16 protein-coding genes are annotated in these 17320 nt (G+C 69.1%); 6 read left to right on the top strand and 10 right to left on the bottom strand.

Features of this window, described 5'->3' with window-relative positions; genetic code table 11:
* The first annotated feature begins 69 nt into the window (after positions 1–69).
* Positions 70–372, top strand: a complete 303-nt coding sequence (locus Apa02nite_RS33725; RefSeq protein WP_203828660.1) for a hypothetical protein — start codon at positions 70–72, stop codon at positions 370–372.
* Here the strand turns inward: Apa02nite_RS33725 and Apa02nite_RS33720 are convergent.
* Positions 325–2433 (bottom strand): zinc ribbon domain-containing protein, encoded by a 2109-nt coding sequence (locus tag Apa02nite_RS33720; RefSeq protein WP_203828659.1) that lies wholly within the window; start codon positions 2431–2433, stop codon positions 325–327. The genes Apa02nite_RS33725 and Apa02nite_RS33720 overlap by 48 nt on opposite strands.
* Here Apa02nite_RS33720 and Apa02nite_RS33715 point away from each other — a divergent pair.
* Positions 2427–3677, top strand: a complete 1251-nt coding sequence (locus tag Apa02nite_RS33715) for a GGDEF domain-containing protein (RefSeq protein WP_203828658.1) — start codon at positions 2427–2429, stop codon at positions 3675–3677. The genes Apa02nite_RS33720 and Apa02nite_RS33715 overlap by 7 nt on opposite strands.
* A gap of 35 nt (positions 3678–3712) precedes the next feature.
* On the opposite strand, the gene uxaC is transcribed toward Apa02nite_RS33715, so the two are convergent.
* Positions 3713–5131, bottom strand: coding sequence for a glucuronate isomerase (gene uxaC / locus Apa02nite_RS33710; RefSeq protein ID WP_203828657.1), 1419 nt, complete (start codon positions 5129–5131; stop codon positions 3713–3715).
* Between the two features lie 100 nt (positions 5132–5231).
* Here uxaC and Apa02nite_RS33705 point away from each other — a divergent pair, with 100 nt between their 5' ends.
* Positions 5232–6461: a lactate racemase domain-containing protein gene (locus tag Apa02nite_RS33705; RefSeq protein ID WP_203828656.1), complete on the top strand. Its 1230-nt coding sequence runs from the start codon at positions 5232–5234 to the stop codon at positions 6459–6461.
* On the opposite strand, the gene Apa02nite_RS33700 is transcribed toward Apa02nite_RS33705, so the two are convergent.
* A complete protein-coding gene (locus Apa02nite_RS33700) occupies positions 6389–7450 on the bottom strand; it encodes a LacI family DNA-binding transcriptional regulator (RefSeq protein ID WP_203828655.1) in 1062 nt (353 codons plus the stop codon). The two genes, Apa02nite_RS33705 and Apa02nite_RS33700, sit on opposite strands and share 73 nt — an antisense overlap.
* 116 nt (positions 7451–7566) lie before the next feature.
* Here Apa02nite_RS33700 and Apa02nite_RS52010 point away from each other — a divergent pair, with 116 nt between their 5' ends.
* Positions 7567–7692, top strand: a complete 126-nt coding sequence (locus Apa02nite_RS52010; RefSeq protein WP_275412558.1) for a hypothetical protein — start codon at positions 7567–7569, stop codon at positions 7690–7692.
* A gap of 2 nt (positions 7693–7694) precedes the next feature.
* Here Apa02nite_RS52010 and Apa02nite_RS33695 read toward each other — a convergent pair whose 3' ends face one another.
* The 7 genes from Apa02nite_RS33695 to ddaH all read right to left on the bottom strand — a co-directional run bounded on the left by Apa02nite_RS33695 (position 7695) and on the right by ddaH (position 12584).
* Complete coding sequence (locus Apa02nite_RS33695; protein ID WP_203828654.1) at positions 7695–9023, bottom strand: mannitol dehydrogenase family protein; 1329 nt, start codon at positions 9021–9023, stop codon at positions 7695–7697.
* A 200-nt stretch (positions 9024–9223) separates the two neighbouring features.
* Positions 9224–9367, bottom strand: a complete 144-nt coding sequence (locus tag Apa02nite_RS33690) for a hypothetical protein (protein ID WP_203828653.1) — start codon at positions 9365–9367, stop codon at positions 9224–9226.
* Between the two features lie 237 nt (positions 9368–9604).
* Positions 9605–10279 (bottom strand): 4'-phosphopantetheinyl transferase family protein, encoded by a 675-nt coding sequence (locus Apa02nite_RS33685; protein ID WP_203828652.1) that lies wholly within the window; start codon positions 10277–10279, stop codon positions 9605–9607.
* Complete coding sequence (locus Apa02nite_RS33680) at positions 10276–11103, bottom strand: metallophosphoesterase family protein (RefSeq protein ID WP_203828651.1); 828 nt, start codon at positions 11101–11103, stop codon at positions 10276–10278. The genes Apa02nite_RS33685 and Apa02nite_RS33680 overlap by 4 nt, the downstream gene beginning before the upstream one ends.
* Positions 11100–11384, bottom strand: coding sequence for a hypothetical protein (locus tag Apa02nite_RS33675; protein WP_203828650.1), 285 nt, complete (start codon positions 11382–11384; stop codon positions 11100–11102). Before Apa02nite_RS33675 ends, Apa02nite_RS33680 begins: the two co-directional genes overlap by 4 nt.
* On the bottom strand, positions 11359–11574 hold the full coding sequence (locus tag Apa02nite_RS33670) for a hypothetical protein (RefSeq protein ID WP_203828649.1): 216 nt from the start codon (positions 11572–11574) through the stop codon (positions 11359–11361). The genes Apa02nite_RS33675 and Apa02nite_RS33670 overlap by 26 nt, the downstream gene beginning before the upstream one ends.
* 122 nt (positions 11575–11696) lie before the next feature.
* Positions 11697–12584 carry a dimethylargininase gene (gene ddaH / locus Apa02nite_RS33665; protein WP_203828691.1) on the bottom strand — a complete coding sequence of 296 codons (888 nt, stop codon included), beginning with the start codon at positions 12582–12584 and terminating at the stop codon, positions 11697–11699.
* Positions 12585–13768: 1184 nt separating this feature from the next.
* Between ddaH and Apa02nite_RS33660 the strand changes: the two genes are divergently transcribed.
* A complete protein-coding gene (locus Apa02nite_RS33660; protein WP_203828648.1) occupies positions 13769–14440 on the top strand; it encodes a DUF1579 family protein in 672 nt (223 codons plus the stop codon).
* Positions 14441–15143: 703 nt separating this feature from the next.
* Positions 15144–16643 carry an FAD-dependent monooxygenase gene (locus Apa02nite_RS33655; RefSeq protein ID WP_203828647.1) on the top strand — a complete coding sequence of 500 codons (1500 nt, stop codon included), beginning with the start codon at positions 15144–15146 and terminating at the stop codon, positions 16641–16643.
* The last annotated feature ends 677 nt before the right edge of the window (positions 16644–17320 follow it).

Here is a 17320-nt window from a genome sequence, read left to right as displayed (position 1 = left end):
TGTCCGGTGATCAGATCTTGCGGGCGTCGAGACTCTTCATCGCCAACGGCGGCTGCCGATTGGTCGGGTATGAAACGGCTCTCCGCCGGACGGGTGGCACTGGCCGGCCTGGCGGCCGCCGTGGTGACCTCAGCGGCGCCCGGCACCTGGTACGCCCACGGGTCCTACCTGATCATGTACACCACGGCCGTGGCACTGGGCTGGTGGCGGTTGCGCACGCTGCGGGGGCGGGCCCGCAGCAGCTTCATTCTGATCATGATCGCGGAAACCATGTGGCTGGTCGGCGACGTGCTCTACGACATCCTCGAGAGCGTCTCGGTTTACCTATGCGATCCTGTGTGGTCCGGGCGTTTCGCCAGCACGTTTAGCTGACCGCCGTAGTAGCGGTGTGGCGTGGACGTGGTGGTGGAAGCCTCGGCCGAGGACGGCCCGCCGTACCCGGTGTCGGGTGTGTGTGCGGTTGAAGGAAAACGTGTGGGACTTGGGGGTCCCCGGCACCTGAACCGTGGGGTTCTGGGGTGTCCGTCCTGCCGGACGCTGGGCAGCCCTGGTGGGGGCTGGGCAGGATCCTGCCGTCGCGAGGGCAGCAGGGGTGAGTTCTGAGGCACGACTCGCTTGCCGGCGTGGTCGTGACGGGGTGGGCCGGTGCTTGTCCCGGCTGGCTGCCGGTCGCGATGCCGGTCGTGGTGTTGGCGTTTTCGCGCGTCGTACCGGGACGTCGATGGTGTCCCGCACGGATGCGTGACCTGCTCGGTTGCGGGCGGTGCGGTGCTGCCCGGCGAGGCCGCGTGCGGCGATGCGCTGCGCGGCGGAGAAGTCGCGGTCTGCCGAGTGCCCGCAGGTGCAGAGCGCCCACGGATGTGCTGCCCGGTGGTTGTCGGGTGCTTGGACGTGCCGGAGTTTGCTGCCGCAGCGAGGGCAGCCGGAGCTGGTTCCGCGGGCGGGGACGGTGACGACCGCGATGTGTTCTCGAAGGCCGAGGTGCCGGACCGCGTCGGCGAGAACGCCGCGGGTCGCGCCGGACAACCGGCGATTCCAGGCTTTCGAACTCCCCGGCGTTTCCATTGATGTCAGGTCTTCGAGGTAGACGACGGTGGCACCGGCGGCGTGGGCCTGGTCGATCAGCCACCGCGCGGCCGACCATGCCAGCGCGCGGCCGATGTTCCGGATCTTGGCGCACACCTGACGGTGGTGCAGCCGGAGTAGTGCGAGTTTCGTCCCGGCCGCGGTGTCCAGGCCGTTCGGGCGGCCGGCGGCGAGGTTCTCCAGGTGGGTGATCTTCGTTTTCAGGTGTTCGCGGTGCTGGCGTAGCCGGTCGAGTTTGCGGGATACCCCGGCGGCGTCGAATCGTAGTGCCCGGCCGGAGGACACGACATCGCCGTCTGGTCCTGGCTCGGCGACGACGGCGGTGAGCAGGGTGTTGTAGCCCCAGTCAGCGCCGATCGCCCGTTTGTGGCCGGCCAGTGGTGCCGGTTCGACGGCGGTGTCGAACGGCAGGTCGACCCGGACCTTCCCGGCGTCCGGCCGCAGGGTAGGGGTGCACAGTTTCGCGGCCGGAGCGACGGTCGGCGGCAGGGGCACGGCGATGTCGTGCCAACTCCAGTCGTGATAGGAGCCCGGAGCAGCCATCATCGGTAGTTGCACCCACAGCCGCGCCCGGTGTCCATCGATGCGGTGCATGCGCACGAGTTGCCGGTCCGCGGCCGCGAGCAGTACCTGAGCCGAAACCACCGGCGGGTCCTCGAGTTCGGTGAATCCCTTCGGCAACCGGCCGTTCCGGGCGACGAACGCCGCGATCTGCCGGGTCCGGTTACGGATCGTGGCGTTGTCCGTGCCGGCCGGCAGTAGCGTGCGCAGCAGAACCCAGTCGTCCGCGGTGCGCCGGTGCGGGTCGGCGGGCCAACTCGCGACGATCGCGTCGGTGACGGCGCGGCGGTGCACCACCAGCCGTAACGCCCGGGCGGCCTCCTCCTGGGCTACGCGAAGGACCCGGTCCGGCACCCGCACACCCGCCGGCACGACCACGGTCCAACCGAGCCGGCGCAGCGCCATCCACCCCTTCGACGGCAGCTTCCTGCCCGCGACGTCGATGCCGGAAGCGAGCTGATCGAGATCCCGGTCGGTCCACACCGACGCCAGCAGCCCGGTAGCCAACTGCTGGACCAGCCCGGTCAGGAACCCGGTCCGTTCGAACAACACCCGCCGGCTCACCGACTGCTGCAGGCCGGGTTTCTCCGGCGTCCCGGACACCACCCGCGCCGACCCGGCAGTGCAGGTCGCCGTCGCGGTGAGCGTGAGCGTCACAGCCGGGCGTCCGCGGCCAGGGCCAGGGCCAGACGAAGAAAAGCCACGGAAAAATACTAAAACACAGGATCGCTGAGCAAAGATCCTGACTGTGTCACACCCTCTCGCTGGCCGAGGGCGAGATGTCACTCTCGGACGTGCTGTGGATCGGCGGTAACCCCTTCCTCGCCGCCGGGCTGATCCGCCTCGCCCGGCTCCGGTCCACCGGCGGGCTGCGCGACAGCTTCCTGCACGGGCTGACCATGTCCGTCGTGATCGCCTGGCTGTTCGGGCAATTTCTCATCCTTCCGGCGGCTCAGAACCAGCACTTCTCACCGGGTGTCGCGCTGGCCGTCCTCTACCCCGTCGCCAACGTCCTGCTGTTCGTCGCCGTCTCCGTGCTGGCGTTCTCACCCGGCGCCAAGGGCGGACCGGTGCGGTTCCTGATCCTCGCGGTGGGCCTAGAACTGCTCGGCGACCTTTTCGAGTCCACCATGCCGATCATCTTCCCCACCATGTCCGACGACCAGATCAGCCGTTTCGACGGCGTCCTGCTGCTCGGCAACGTGCTGCTCATCTGCACCGTGCTGCACCACGGCGCCGAACGTTTCGCCGATCCCCGTCCCCACGACCGCCGGCTGCATCCGGCCCGGGTCGTCTTCCTCGGGGTCGCCATGCTGACGCTACCGATCATGGCCGCACTGGTGACCGTCACCCTGCTGAGCCGGATCTCGCTGATCTGCTCGGCCGTCCTGCTCACCTCGTTCGTGCTGGCCCGTTTCCTGCGCGTGGTCCGTGATCAGGAACGCGTCCGGGATGTCCTCGCCCACCAGGCCGAACACGACATGCTGACCGGACTGGCCAACCGCCCGGCGCTGATCGCGCGCCTGACCGCCGCGCTGGCCCGGCCGGCCGGCTACGGGCCGGTCATCTACTTCCTCGACCTCAACGGCTTCAAACAGATCAACGACCGGTACGGGCACGCGGCCGGTGACCTCGTGCTCGTCGAGTTCGGTCGCCGGCTCACCGGCGCCCTGCGCCCGGGTGACCTGGCCGCCCGGCTCGGCGGCGACGAGTTCGTCGTGCTGGCCGAGAACCTCACCGGCGAGGCGGACGCGCTCGCCCTGGCCGGACGCCTGCGCGACCTGGTCACCGAACCGGTGCGCGACGGCGACCACCGTTACGAGATCGGCGCCAGCATCGGCCGCGCCGCCGCCGGCGAGCTGGCCGAACCCACCGCCGACGCCCTGCTGGCCACCGCCGACGCCGGCATGTACGCGGAGAAGATCGCCCGCCGCAGCCTGGCGACACCCGGCCGGACCGGGGAGCAGCCGCGCGAGGTCGCGCTCGACCTGGCGGTCCTGAGCACCGGTGGCCTGCCCCCTGCCGATTAGGCGCTGAGCCGCGGCCCGGCTCAGGTGTGTCTCGGCTATCCGTCGATTTTGAAAACGCGGGTGGGCTGGGTCGTGACGAGCCCGGTGGCGATGTCGAGGGCCTCGTCCTCGTCGAGGCGGTGCGCGGTGACCAGCTCGGCGAGGTGACCGGCGTCGAGGCGGCGGGCCATGTCGTGGCGGGCCGGGATGGAGCAGAAGGCGCGGGTGTCGTCGATGAAACCGGACAGCCGGGAGAAGCCGGCGATCTCGGTGACGGCCTGCTGGTAGGAGCGGATGGCGGACGGGTTGTCGAGGAACCACCACGGCGCACCGGCGTACACCGACGGGTAGAAGCCGGCGAGCGGGGCGATCTCGCGGCTGTAGACGGTCGCGTCCGTGGTGAACAGCACGAGGTGGAACCCCGGATGGGTGCCGTAACGGGCCAGCAGCGGTTGCAGTGCCCGGGTGAACTCGACAGTGGTGGGGATGTCGTGGCCGCTGTCCGGCCCGAAGGCGGCGAGCGTGCCCGGGTGGTGGTTGCGGTGGATGGCCGGGTGCAGGGTCATCACCAGGCCGTCGTCGCAGGACATCCGGGCCATCTCGCAGATCATGTGGCGGCGGAACGCCGTGGCCTCGGCCGGGGTGATCTGGCCGGCCCGTGCCCGGCGGTACAGGCCGGCCGGGTCGTCGGCGGGGACGGCGATCGCGTCGGCGTGGCTGTGGTCGGCCGACACGGCGCCGTGCGCGCGGAACACCTGCCGCCGTTGTTCCAGGGCGGCGAGGAAACCGGGATAGGAGCCGGTGTCGATGCCGGCGGCCACGCCGAGCTGGTCGACGGCTTCGGCCCAGTCGCGCCGCCCGGCTTCCAGGTAGCGGTCGGGACGGAAGGTCGGCACGATCCGGGTCGTCACGGCCGGGTCCACGGCCAGCGCGGCGTGCGCGGCGAGGGAGTCGGCGGGGTCGTCGGTGGTGGCCAGAAAGGCGATCCGGAAGCGGTCGAGCAGCGCGTGGGGCCGGTGGCCGGCACCGGCCAGCTGGGCGGTGATCTGGTCGTAGATGTCGTCGGCGGAGGCCGCGGTGGGCCGCCGGGTGATGCCGAAGACGTCGGCCAGCTCGCTTTCCAGCCAGTACCGGACGGGGGTGCCGGCCACCAGGTGCCAGTTCGCGCAGAGCAGCCGCCAGGCGGCGCGCGCCTGCGCCGCGGGCAGCGGACCCCGGCCCACGCCGAGCGCGTCGAGCGGCACCCCGCCGGCGTGCAGCAGCCGGGTCACGTAGTGGTCGGGTTGCAGGAACAGGGCGGTGGGGTCGGTGAACGGGATGTTCTCGGCGAGGACGCGGGGGTCGACGTGACCGTGCGGGGAGATGATCGGCAGGTCGCGGACCGCCCGGTAGAGCCGCCGGGCGACCGATCGGGCCGGTTCGGCGGCGGGCAGCAGCCGGTCGGGGTGCGGGTTCAGGACGGGATCGGTTGCCATGCCGCTGAGCGTGCGGATGGTTGTCGCCGCGTGGCAAAGAGTTGCCATCTGTTGCCCGGCGTCGTTGCGGGCGGGGCGCTCGCCGGGGCACGGTGCGGTGATGGAAAACATCATCGGCGGTGCCGGGCAGGTTCTCACCGACGCGCAGGTGCGCACGTTCGTGCTGGACCGGCTCGCGGACGAGGATCTGCACGGCCGGCGGGTGTGCGTGATCGTCCCGGACGCGACCCGCAGCTGCCCGCTCCCGCTGCTGCTCGGCGCGGTGCACGAGGCCCTGCACGGGCGGGCGGCCGCGGTGACCGTGCTGATCGCGCTCGGCACCCACGCGCCGATGTCCGAGGCCCAGCTCGCGAAACACCTCGGCGGCCCCTATCCGGGGTTCGAGGTCCGCAACCACGAGTGGTGGGACCCGGACCGGCTGGTCTCGCTCGGCGGCATCACCGCGGAGCGGGTGGCGGAGCTCTCCGAGGGCCGGATGCGCCAGCCGATCGACGTGACCCTGAACCGGGCGGTCGCCGAACACGACGTCTGCCTGGTGATCGGCCCGGTGTTCCCGCACGAGGTGGTCGGCTTCTCCGGCGGCAACAAGTACTTCTTCCCCGGCGTCGCCGGGCAGGAGATCATCGACTTCTCGCACTGGCTGGGCGCCCTGATCAGCAGCGCCGCGATCATCGGCACCCGCGGGATCACCCCGGTCCGGGCGCTGATCGACGAGGCCGCCGCGATGATCCCGGCCCACCGGCTGGCGTTGTGCCTGGTCGTGCAGTCCGGTTCGGGCGCGCTGCACGCGGCGGCGTTCGGCCCGCCCGAGCAGGCGTGGGCGGCGTGCGCGGACGTCTCGGCGGAGACCCACGTCCGCTACCTGGACGCGCCGGTGCGGCGGGTGCTGTCGATCATCCCGGACAAGTACGACGACATGTGGACCGGCGCGAAAGGCTTCTACAAGGTCGAGCCGATCGTCGCCGACGGCGGACAGGTGATCATCTACGCGCCGCACATCACCCGGATCTCCGCGATGCACCCGGAGATCGAGCAGCTCGGCTACCACTGCCGGGACTACTTCGTGAAGCAGTGGGACCGGTTCGCCGGCCAGCACTGGGGAGTGCTGGCCCATTCCACCCACCTTCGCGGTGCCGGGACCTGGGATCCGGAGCACGGCGAGCAGTCGCGCGTCACGGTCACCCTGGCCACCGGGATCGCGGAGCCGGTGGTGCGGGCGGCGAACCTCGACTACCTGGACCCGGCAGCGGTCGACGTTCAGGCCCTGGCCGCCGACCCGGAAACCCTCGTGGTGCCCCAGGCCGGGGAGGTGCTGTTCCGCCTGCGGTGAGCGGTCGAGGCCCGGACCACCAGTTGGGCGGGCAGGCTGACCGGCCCGTGCGTGGTGGGCCGGGCGCCGCGAGCCAGGGCGAGCAGATTGCGTACCGCGGCCTGACCCATCGCGTGCAGCGGCGCGGCGACCGTGGTCAGGGCGGGGGTGACCAGTTCGGCGGCGAAGACGTTGTCGAAGCCGACGACGCTGACGTCGTCGGGGACCCGGGCTCCGGCCGTGGTCAGCGCCCGGATCAGGCCGATCGCCATCAGGTCGTTGTAGGCGATCACCGCCGAGGTGGGATGCCGGGCCAGGTCGGCCAGCGCCGCGGCGCCACCGGCCACGGTGGGTTCGAACGGGCCGATCCGGTGCGCGTGCAGGTCCACGTCGTGCACGGCCTCACGCAACGCCTGCCAGCGGGTGCCGTCGGCCCACGACGCCTCCGGCCCGGCCAGGTAGGTGATCCGCTCGTGGCCGAGTTCGGCCAGATGGTGCACGGCACGACGCATGCCGCGCGGGTTGTCGGTGACCACGCTCGGTACGTCGCTGACCGCACGGTTGAGCACGATCACCGGGCGCTGCTTGGCGATCATCCGGATCGCCGAGTCCGACATGCGGGAGCTCGCCAGGACTATCCCGTCGACCAGGGAGACGGATCGTTCGAGGGCTTCGCGTTCCTTGACGCCGGACTCCTGTGCGTCGGTGAGCAGCATGGTGTAGCCGGCCTCGGTCGCGGCCGCCTGCGCGCCTCGGATGATCTCGTTGTAGAACGGGTTCGTCACGTCCGAGATGACCAGGCCGATCAGGCAGGTGCGTCCGGTGGGCAGGGCTCGGGCCAGCGGGTTCGTACGGTAACCGAGCTCCGCCGCGACCTTGCGGATGCGTTCGGCGGTCTCGGCGTTGACCCGGCCGGGCCGGGCGAAGGCGCGTGACACCGTGGACGAGGCGACACCGGCGGCGCGGGCCACGTCGTAGATCGTCGGCGACTTGGTCACCTGGTCCGCCATGGTCTCCCCACGTCTGCCGGGCTGCCCACGGTAGGGGCGCCCGCGACTTCTGGCAACCGCTTGCCGGCCCTGGCGACACTGCGATGAGCTGTGCTCCGCCGACGAAGGAGTCCACGATGGACGACACGGAGATCGACGACGTCGCGGACCTGGCACTGCGTACGGGGCGGCCCGAGCGTGTGGTGCTGCAGGAGGCCGGGTCGGCTGCCGTGGTCGCCGGCCGCCCCGTGCCACCTCGCTGAGCTCAGCCGGCGTCGACGCGCGAACCGCCCGGAAGGGTTTTCCTCGCCTGGTGAACGGCAGTACGGAAGTCGTGGTCGGCGGCGAGTTGCGGATCCAGTTCGCCGAGCGAGCCGCCGCCGGCCGCGATCCAGGCGCCGACAGCGACGGCACAGGCGGTGGCAGGGCGCCCGGCTCGTCGTTCGCGCCGTGCGACCGGCACGATCCGCAGGCGCAGCTTGGTGAGCGAGTCCTCGGCGATCTGGGCGAGGTGGTGTTCGATGCGGGGGTTGGCGAACCGCTCGGCCAGGGCCGTGCGGTAGTCGTCGAGCGCCAGATCGGGCAGGTGCCGGCTCGCCTCGTCCCAGAGCGCCTCGACCGCGGCGCGGCACGACGGGTCGGCGAACGCCTGCGCGACAGTGGTGTGCCCGCGCAGCGGGCCGGTCGCGGCGAGCAGCGAGTGCGCGCCGTTGAGCAGCCACAACTTGCGGGTCTCCCAGGGGCCGATCTCGGCGACGAACCGGGCGCCGGCGCTGTCCCACGCCGGCCGGCCGGCCGGGAAGTCGCCGGCGAGCACCCAGTCGGCGAACGGTTCGGTGACCACCGGAACCTCGTCGCGCCACCCGGTCGCCTCCTTCACCCTGCCGGTCTCCTGCACGGTGACGCGCGGGGTGATCCGGTCGACGGAAGTGGACACCACGCGCACGCCGGTGGGCAACCAGTCGCGCAACGCCGGTGACACCTGCGCGGCGAAGGTTTCCAGGGCGCGGCGCACGACGTCGCCGTTGGCCGCGAGGTTGTCGCACGGCACGATCGCCAGCGGCGGTGCCGCGGCCCGGTGACGCGCTCGCAGGCCGAGCAGGGTGCGGCCCAGCACGGTCGTCGGGTACGCAAGGCGGTGCTCTGTCCGTACCCTCGAAAGGTTTCTGAAAAGGTCGATGTCGGCGCTCACCGCCGGGTCGGAGAGGTCGAGGCCGCCACCGGGAGCGAACCGGTAGGCCGCCTCGGTGACGGTCAGGGTGAGGATCGCGGTGCGGGGATGCGCGACCGCGGTGACGAAAGCGCCCACGTCGCTGCCGGGCTCGGCCCGCACGATGCTGCCGATCGCCTCGTGCCGGTCGCCGCCGGTGCCGCGCTCGACGAGCGTGTAGACGCCCTGTTGAGCGGCGAGCCGGTCGGCGAGCTGCGGACTACGGCCGGTGAACGCGACGATTCCCCAGTCGGCGGCGTCGGTGGCGTGCGCGGTGTACCAGGCCTGGTGGGCGCGGTGGAACGCGCCGAGACCCAGGTGCACGATCCGTTCCGGCGGGACCGGCCGGTCACCGAGGCTGGCGCGGGACACAAGTGGACTCATGGGGCTCAGTGCAGCCGCGAGCCGGTTCGGGGGTCAATCGGTTGCCGCTTGTTGTCGGCCGTCGGGAGATCCGCGCCGGCCCGGTGGTCAGCCCGGCATCGGCTGCGGGGTGACCGTCGGACCGTGTACGGCCGCAGGATCGGTAGACCTTCGGAAACTGCCGGGCGGGCCGGTCCCGATGAGAACCGGCCCGCCCGGTTCTAGCGTTCGATCATCTGCATCTGCTCGTCGGTGTGGTGGCCGCCCTCGGCCACCGGCAGCGCGTCGAGGGTGGCGATCTGCCCGGTCCCGTCGAACGGCGTCACGGTCCGCGGCGAGCCGGCGGCCCGGCGCAGCACCAGCACGGCCGAGACCCGGCGCGAAACCGCACCCCGCGGAGGCCACCACAAAGATCAACATCCCGATTTTGTACGCCCGGCGCGCGCCGATCCGGCCGGCGAACGTGCCGGCGAACAGCAGCAGCGCCGAGAACATCAGCGTGTACCCGGTGACCACCCGGCAACCTGTAGACGTCGCCGGTGAACGCGGTCGCCGGCGTCTTGACGGTGGCGTTGACGTGCTGGAGTTCCACGACATCTCTCCTAATGGCCAGGCAGCAAATGCTGGCTGGTACCGCCCGCCGCCACGCTCACCGCGGTGACGATAAGGCCGTACCCGGTGGTGAACCGGCCGTGGAACGTGCGTATCGGCGCGTCCGCCGGCAGGACGGTGGCCGTGAAGAAACCGTTCTCCGGGTGGACGACCACCCGGGCGTCCTCGAAGTCCAGCCACTGACGGGTCAGCGGGAACCACGCCTTGTACACCGACTCCTTGGCGCTGAAAAGGAGACGGTCCCACTGGATCCCCGGATGCGAGCCTGCGAGGGACGCGAGCATCTGCCGTTCGGCCGGAAGGGCGATCGACTCCTCGACGTCGGCCGGGAGCGGCCGGTCCGGCTCGGCGTCGATACCGACGGAGGACAAGACGGCCTTCGGTACGACCGCGGCCGCGCGATAGCCCGCGCAATGCGTGATCGCGCCGGCGACACCGGACGGCCATTGCGGCTCGCGCATGGGCCCGCGACGGATGGGTGCCAGCGGATGGCCGAGCTTGGCCAGCGCTTCGCGCGCACAGCGACGAGCGGTGACGAACTCCCGGCGACGGCCCTCAACCGCATTCTCGACCAGGTCCTCCTCGCCGGGGAACGGCAGCTCACCCGGATCGTCGGTGAACGACTCGACGGCGATCACGCCGTCCGGCAGCACCCGCTCGATCACGGCAGCACCCGCCTCATCAAAGTCGGCCGGTTCGATCGGCGGCGCCACTCGCGGGGGTAGCCGAGCGAGACCTCCTGGAAGCGCACGCCGTCGTAGCTCGTCGTCCGCGGGATGTGCAGGTGGCCGTAGACGGCCACCTCTGCCCGGAAGCGGGTGTGCCAGCCGGCCGTAAGCGTCGTGCCGCACCACTGCGCGAACTCGGGATGCCACAGAACCTCGGTCGGCTGCCGGACCAGGGGCCAGTGGCTGACCAGCACGGTCCGGGTCCCGGGCGGAAGGCTGCTCAGCCTGCGCTCGGACTCGACCACCCGGGCCGCACACCACGATTCCCGGTTCGGGTACGGGTCCGGGAACAGCATCATCTCGTCGGTACAGACCACGCCGGTGCTGTACGCGTACTCCAGCGACTCGTTCTTGGACGAGGTGCCCGGCGCCAGCCAGGAGTAGTCGTACAGGGTGAAGAGCGGAGCCACGGTGACATTGCCGGCCGGGCCGTGCCAGACCGGGAAGGGATCCTCCGGCGTGTGGATGCCGTTCTCCCGGCACATCTCGACCAGCGCCCGGTATCGCTCCTCACCGCGCAGGCGCACCGGATCGTCCCGGACGGTCCACAGTTCGTGGTTGCCGGGCACCCAGATCACCTGTGCGAACCGCTGCCGCAGGAGCCTGAGCACCTTCTCCACATCCGCAAAAATCTCTCCGACGTCGCCGGCGACGATCAGCCAATCGTCGGGCGAGTCGGGATACAGACCATCCTCGACGAGTTGGCGATTGTCGCTGTACGCGACATGCAGATCGCTGATCGCGAATAGGTTCCCACTCACGCTGGGTCACGCAGATCCGGCAGGAGGGAAAACGGCACGTCGGGCCTCCGGTCGATTCGCACCTTGCGGTTCACCTTCGTCAGATGCTGTTCCATCATGCTCACCACAGTGTGGCCGGTCTCGAGTCGTCGGTGGCCGCCCAGGGGCGACCAACGAGACAACGCCATCCGGGCCTCGTGCCCCCGCCCCGGCTCGCTGCTGATCGGGCGGCGGCTCGTCACCAGGAAGGCCGGCCCGAACCGGAACCACCGGCCGCTACTCGTCCGCGCGGAGAACGTCATCCGCCGCACAGTCGAGCGTCGACAGGACCCAGCCGTCGAAATCGAGGTCGGTGGCCGCCGCGGCCGCGCGCCACCGGGCGAGCTTGGTGGGCGGCACCGAGATCCCGGAGCTGGTCGGGGAGAGGCCGCGCCCCTCGAGAGTCAGCGGGTCCACGTCGCGCATGGCATCAGGTAGGCGCTCATTGTCCACGTCGTTCCTTTTCCTGGTTGTCCGGCCGGTGCCGCACGGTGCCACCGGCCGGACAAACAGGGACTGCACCGGGAAGGCCTGCCGCAGCCGTTCGCGAACTAACGAAACACACTCGGCTCTGGCTAGAACGGGGTGTCACTTTCGGGTGGCATCTCGGCCGACGATCCACCGGCCGCTGTGGAGTCGGCGTGCGTATGCAACTCCAGAGTGCAGCACTTGACACCCCCGCCTGCCTTGAGTAGCTCAGCGATGGTTACGTCGAAGGTGACGAATCCCCGGTCACGCAACTCCCCCGCCAGATTCCGCGTGCCCGCCGGCAGAAGCACGTGCCGACCGTCCGAGACGGCGTTCAAACCGAACACCACCGCGTCCGCCTCCTCTGCGAGGACCGCATCCGGGTACAGCGCGGCGAGCAGGTCCCGTGACTCCGGCGCAAACGCGCCCGGATAGTACATGATCTCGTCGTTGTCCAGCACGGCGAGAGCCGTGTCGAGATGGTAGAAACGGGGGTCGATCAGGGTCAGTCCGACCACTGGCCGGCCGAAGAACTCCTCGGCTTCACGGTGTGCCTTCGGTTCGGTACGGAATCCCGTGCCGGCGAGGATCCGAGACCCGGCCTGCAGGAAGTCGCCCTCGCCCTCATTGACGAAGTCGGCCTGCCGGACCTCGCGCCAGCCGCGGAGACCGAACCACTCCAGGTAGCCGGCGGCTTCCGGGGCACGCTGTTCGTGGCGGAACCGGGCGACCAGTGCCTGCCCGCCCACCGCAACCGCACCGTTTGCGGCGAACACCATGTCGGGGAGCCCGGGTGACGGCTCGATCAGGTCAACCGTGTGTCCAAGATCAACCAGCAAGTCGTGCAGCAGCTTCCATTGCGACAACCCGGCGTCGGCCGATGCACACCGGCTGGGGTCCATCCACGGATTGATGGAATAGACCACTTCGAAGTGCGTCGGCCGGCACATCAGATAGTGTCGCGGCCGGGATACTCGTGACCCCTGATAAACCATCGCTCTCGACACGAAGCCATCCTTTATTGATCGGCGCGTTCCGCGCTGCAAGGAATGAGCGTCCGGCCCGGTTCCCGGGACTGGCGCCTGATACCGGGCAACAAATAGGACGGCGCGATCCAGAATACGCTGTGCCAATTCTGCCACGGTGCGCGACAGGGGCGGACCGCAGTGATCCACTGCATGCCCGACTCGCGTCACGATCTGCAAGCACTATAGGAGCGCTCAACCGGCGGGGCAAGAACACAGCGCGCCCGCGGCGATGAGTGGACCGTCCCGTCAGCGGGACGAAACCAATCGATCAGAATATGTCATCGGCAGCGGTCTCCGATATGTTTTGCCAGCATTTCCCGTGTGTCACCGCATGCGACGGCGAAGCTTAGCAGATCGGTCACGACGGCTAATTTCACAATCATGAACAGGAATATGTCGTTGGAAATCGGCGAGCCTCCCCGCTCCGCCGGCGAGACCTGCGGCTCCTGCATGGCACGCGGAGCACGCCGCTGGACCACTGCCGCCAACCGGGCCGCCGCCGTCCTTCCGACCTCTCGGCACCCGGGCCGGCACCGGCACGCCAACGTCACCTTGCCGGCGATCAACCGGACGCAAACCAGCCATAAACGCCGCACTCGCCCCTTAAGTGCCCGTCATGACCAAATCCGATTATCGATGTCGACAGGAACAAATACGACCGAATTGTATCTATCGATGAGAATCAGTAATTAGGTTTGCCCGATTTGCCGACTCAACTCTCCTTTGTGACCGCTGTGGTGTCCGGGCAACAGGACGCTCGAATTCCACGACAGCCATCAATCGCGCCCTGAACGCCGAGTCCGGGCCGACTCTCCGCAAACGGAACCGTCCCAGTTCTCCGATGCACTCCCATCCGGGTCATCGAAACCTCGCCAACGGGCTACCATTCGTCCTGGTGACCACCCCTGGGACCGCTCGCCCCACGAGCGGGGCCCGAGTGGTCGGCGCCTCGTCTCGACCCTGACAACGGGGCCACCCGAACAGTCTCGCCGGTGCTATTGTTCGCAACGCGAAAAGGCCATTCGACTGCGATAGGCAATGACTCAGAGTGGCCTTCTACCGCCCTCACTGGCAATTGATCCACTGTCCGATTGCGGAATGATCAGCGCCCGAGAATTCATGACAGCCAGGATTTCAAGTTCCATCGCGTCATGGTCGGTAATTTCGGCGGCAACCGACATCAGCTCGAGCCCGACAGCAATCCGCCCTGCGCGGAACTCTATAGAGGAGTCGAATCGATGATACGCAAGAATGTGAAATTGATGATGACGGCAGTAGCGGTGCTCGCCGTCACGATGCCCGCTGCAGCCCATGCCGACACGCCAGCCGAGACTGCCGCCGTCAAGCCGGCCCCGGTCACACCGACCGCACCACTCCAGCCGCTGAATGTGTTTGCGGGCTCCTGGAAGTGCACCGGTTCGTCCGTCGGCGGTGACGGCTCGCCGATCGTGTTCAAGACCGCGGTGGGCGTCGAGTTCATCTACGACGGGCACTTCATGCGATGGAGTGAGACGACGTCCATCAACGGAGCCGTCGTCGCCACGGCGGAGTACACCTGGGGGTGGCAGGCCAGTGACAACAGCTACGACGTCAACGCGATCGGCAGCCTCGGCCAGCGCGCCCACCTGACCACTCCTGGCTGGGCCGGCGACTCGATGACCCTGCAGGGGACGACAACACAGGTCGATGGCGCGGCTATCCCCTCGCGTCTGACGCTCACCACCACCGGCGCGAAGACCTTCACCGTCGCGGTCGCGATCGAGGCCGCTGGGCAGTGGATCGTCGCGTCTCAATCGGCCTGCACGCAACGGGGCAGCAGCTGAGACCACCGACGCCTGTGGGCCGGGCGGCCTGACCATCTCCGCCCGGCCCCGGGGAGCCGCACGCAGCCGGCCCGGGGACCGGCCGCCGCACCGTCACGGGGAAACGGTGCACGGTTCCAGAATGTGGCATGTGCCGTCCTGAGAATCCGGCAAGCGCAATGCATCACAATACGGCCTGCCCGCTCACAGAATTTCCTAGCGCCACCCGCGGCTGAAATGCGTTCGAACTGGGTCTCAGATCGAACGCTTCTTCAGAAAGCGTCCGCTCCGGATCTCGGGCGGGGACACGGTATCAGGAAGCAGCCGGTGGCCTGCCGAGGGCAGAACTTCCGGTGCCGGCCCGCTGCGGAACCCGACCCGCTGAAACCCCTGATGGGGGCACGGTTGTGGCCGTCCCGAAAAACATCTTAGGAGCGCTGAACCGGTAAGACAAGGCTCCCCGGAAACCCTCGTTGGCGCCATTAAACGACTCATTATCTGCGAAATTATTTTGGCGCGACGCCTTTTCCGCACCTGATCACGCTCCCGCACCGGCATGCGTCCTGTCGGCGGGACATGCCCTCGGCTGCCGCCTTCGTGACAGCGGCACCCCGGGCTCTCGGCTTCTCCTTGACCCACCGGTCCGTCTCGTTGAATGTGGTGGCGGCCCACCCGACGTGATCGGCGCTGAAAGGATGTGGAATCCGACGTGGCACAAAGCGGCATGGACACTGATGTGGTGATTGCTGGCGCCGGACCGACCGGGTTGATGCTCGCGTGCGAGCTGCGACTGGCCGGCGTCGACGTGGTGGTGGTCGACCGGCTCGCGCGGCGCACCGGCGAGTCGCGGGCCGGCGGGTTGCACTCCCGCACCCTGGAGGTGCTGAATCAGCGCGGGATCCTGGAACGCTTCCTCGCCGAGGGCGAACTGCAGCCGGTCGGCCATTTCTCGGGGCTCTACCTGGAATTCGACGAGTCCGAGTCACGCCACCCGTTCCCGTTGATGATCCTGCAATCCTCCGTCGAGAGACTGCTGGAGGAGCGGGCCGCCGAACTCGGGGTGCGCGTACGCAGGTCAGCCGAGGTCAGCGGCGTCCGACAAGACGTGAGCGGGGTGACGGTCGATCTGAACAGCGGGGCGGCATCCGGACGGCTGCGCGCCCGTTATCTCGTGGGCTGCGACGGCGGGCGCAGCACCGTACGCAGACTGTCGGGCATCGAGTTCCCCGGTACTCCGGCCACGATGACCGCGCTGATCGGTGACGTCGAACTCCCCGACCTGCCCGAGGATTACGTCTGGGTACGGCGGTTCCCGAGCGGCGACTTCTCGGCCATCGCCTTCGAGCCTGGTTGGTACCGGGTCATCACGTCCGACTACGAGCAGGTCCCGGATCGCGACGATCCACCCACGTTCGAGCAGCTGCGTGAGTCGTTGATCAAGCTGGCCGGTACGGACTACGGGATGCACAGCCCGCGGTGGGTGTCCCGGTTCAGCGACGCCGCGCGCCAGGCTGCCCGGTACCGCGACGGGCGGGTGCTGCTGGCCGGGGACGCGGCACACATTCACTTCCCGGCCGGCGGGCAGGGTCTGAACATGGGCGTGCAGGACGCGGTCAATCTGGGCTGGAAGCTCGCCGCGGTCCTGCGTGGTGAGGTGCCGGAAAGTCTTCTTGACACCTATCACGCCGAGCGCCACCCCGTCGCGGAGCGCGTCCTGGAGAACACCCGGGCCCAGTCGGCGCTGGCGCGACCCGGCCCGCAGACCGATGCCCTCCGCGGAGTGTTCGGATCACTGCTGGTGTACGACGCCGTCAACCGCCACCTCCGCGGCATGCTCACGGCGTTGGACATTCGGTACCCGGTCGACGGCAACCACCCGCTGGAGGGCCGCCGAGTCCCCGACGCCGATCTCGAAACGTCCGGCGATGCCACCAGCGTCCACCAACTCCTCCACGCCGGCCGCCCGGTGCTACTGGTCCTGTGCGGAAACGACAAGATCGTGGCGACCGCCGAGGACTGGGCCGACCGCGTCGATCTCGTCGACGCGCGGACGGTGGACGAACTCTGGCCGGTGCCGCTCGTCGGCGACATCGACGCTCCGGCGGCCCTCCTGATCCGCCCCGACGGGCACGTCGCCTGGGCCGCTGACGACGCCGGCTCACCTGGCTTCGCCTCTCTCCGGTCCGCTCTCGCCTCGTGGTTCGGCCCCGCCCGGTCCCGGTGAGGGCGTCCCGCGATCCCGTCAGGGCGGCCCGCACGGCGCCGCCATGTCGCTACCGCGCTCATCGCGGCGTTGTCGCAGCCAGGTGACCGTCGGTCGTGCTGACAAGGGCCGAGGGTGCCGCCCCCTGTCCCGTCAACCGGACAAAAGGCCGCTCCCGCAGGCCGGCCTTGAACAGCGGACGCCCGCGTCCGTCGCCCGCCGCCAGCGCCACGCCGAAAGAGCTATTCCGTCTTGCTAAGTACCGCCCTCGGGGTTACGGTCTAGCAGTAGTCAACACTACTGACTAGCTCCGAAAGGGGGATCTTGGGAAAGCTACTGACGGAGATGCTGAAAGGCACTCTTCGAGGGCTCGTTCTCACCATCCTGTCGGACGGCGCCGCGTACGGCTACGAGATCACCGCACGACCGCGGGAATAGGAATTCCCCGACATCGCCGAAGGAACCGGCTACGCACTTTCTCGTCCGGGTCGCGCACGTCGGCCTCGTCGGGTTGCAAACATCCTTCGGAAAATTGGCCACCCCGCAAGATGCACACGCTCACCGATCGAGGACGTTCACACGTCGAAGAGTTCCGGCGGAACTGCTGTTCCCTCTCGGAACGATGGGAACAGCTGAGAAAAGCTCCGTGCCAGCATTTCCTTGCCCGGAGCGTGATCCCGAGGATCATCGGCGGAATC

It is taken from the genome of Actinoplanes palleronii (assembly GCF_016862315.1).
GTDB lineage: Bacteria > Actinomycetota > Actinomycetes > Mycobacteriales > Micromonosporaceae > Actinoplanes > Actinoplanes palleronii.
The sequence above is the reverse complement of the archived record's forward strand: the minus strand, read 5'-3'. Positions and strand labels throughout refer to the sequence as shown.

Coding starts and splice junctions, on each gene's coding strand:
- Apa02nite_RS33725 (WP_203828660.1), top strand. CDS start 70: ATGAAACGGCTCTCCGCCGGACGGGTGGCACTGGCCGGCCTGGCGGCC.
- Apa02nite_RS33715 (WP_203828658.1), top strand. CDS start 2,427: ATGTCACTCTCGGACGTGCTGTGGATCGGCGGTAACCCCTTCCTCGCC.
- uxaC (WP_203828657.1), bottom strand. CDS start 5,131: ATGGCAACCGATCCCGTCCTGAACCCGCACCCCGACCGGCTGCTGCCC.
- Apa02nite_RS33705 (WP_203828656.1), top strand. CDS start 5,232: ATGGAAAACATCATCGGCGGTGCCGGGCAGGTTCTCACCGACGCGCAG.
- Apa02nite_RS33700 (WP_203828655.1), bottom strand. CDS start 7,450: ATGGCGGACCAGGTGACCAAGTCGCCGACGATCTACGACGTGGCCCGC.
- Apa02nite_RS52010 (WP_275412558.1), top strand. CDS start 7,567: ATGGACGACACGGAGATCGACGACGTCGCGGACCTGGCACTGCGTACG.
- Apa02nite_RS33695 (WP_203828654.1), bottom strand. CDS start 9,023: ATGAGTCCACTTGTGTCCCGCGCCAGCCTCGGTGACCGGCCGGTCCCG.
- Apa02nite_RS33675 (WP_203828650.1), bottom strand. CDS start 11,384: ATGACGTTCTCCGCGCGGACGAGTAGCGGCCGGTGGTTCCGGTTCGGG.
- ddaH (WP_203828691.1), bottom strand. CDS start 12,584: ATGGTTTATCAGGGGTCACGAGTATCCCGGCCGCGACACTATCTGATG.
- Apa02nite_RS33660 (WP_203828648.1), top strand. CDS start 13,769: ATGGTCGGTAATTTCGGCGGCAACCGACATCAGCTCGAGCCCGACAGC.
- Apa02nite_RS33655 (WP_203828647.1), top strand. CDS start 15,144: ATGGACACTGATGTGGTGATTGCTGGCGCCGGACCGACCGGGTTGATG.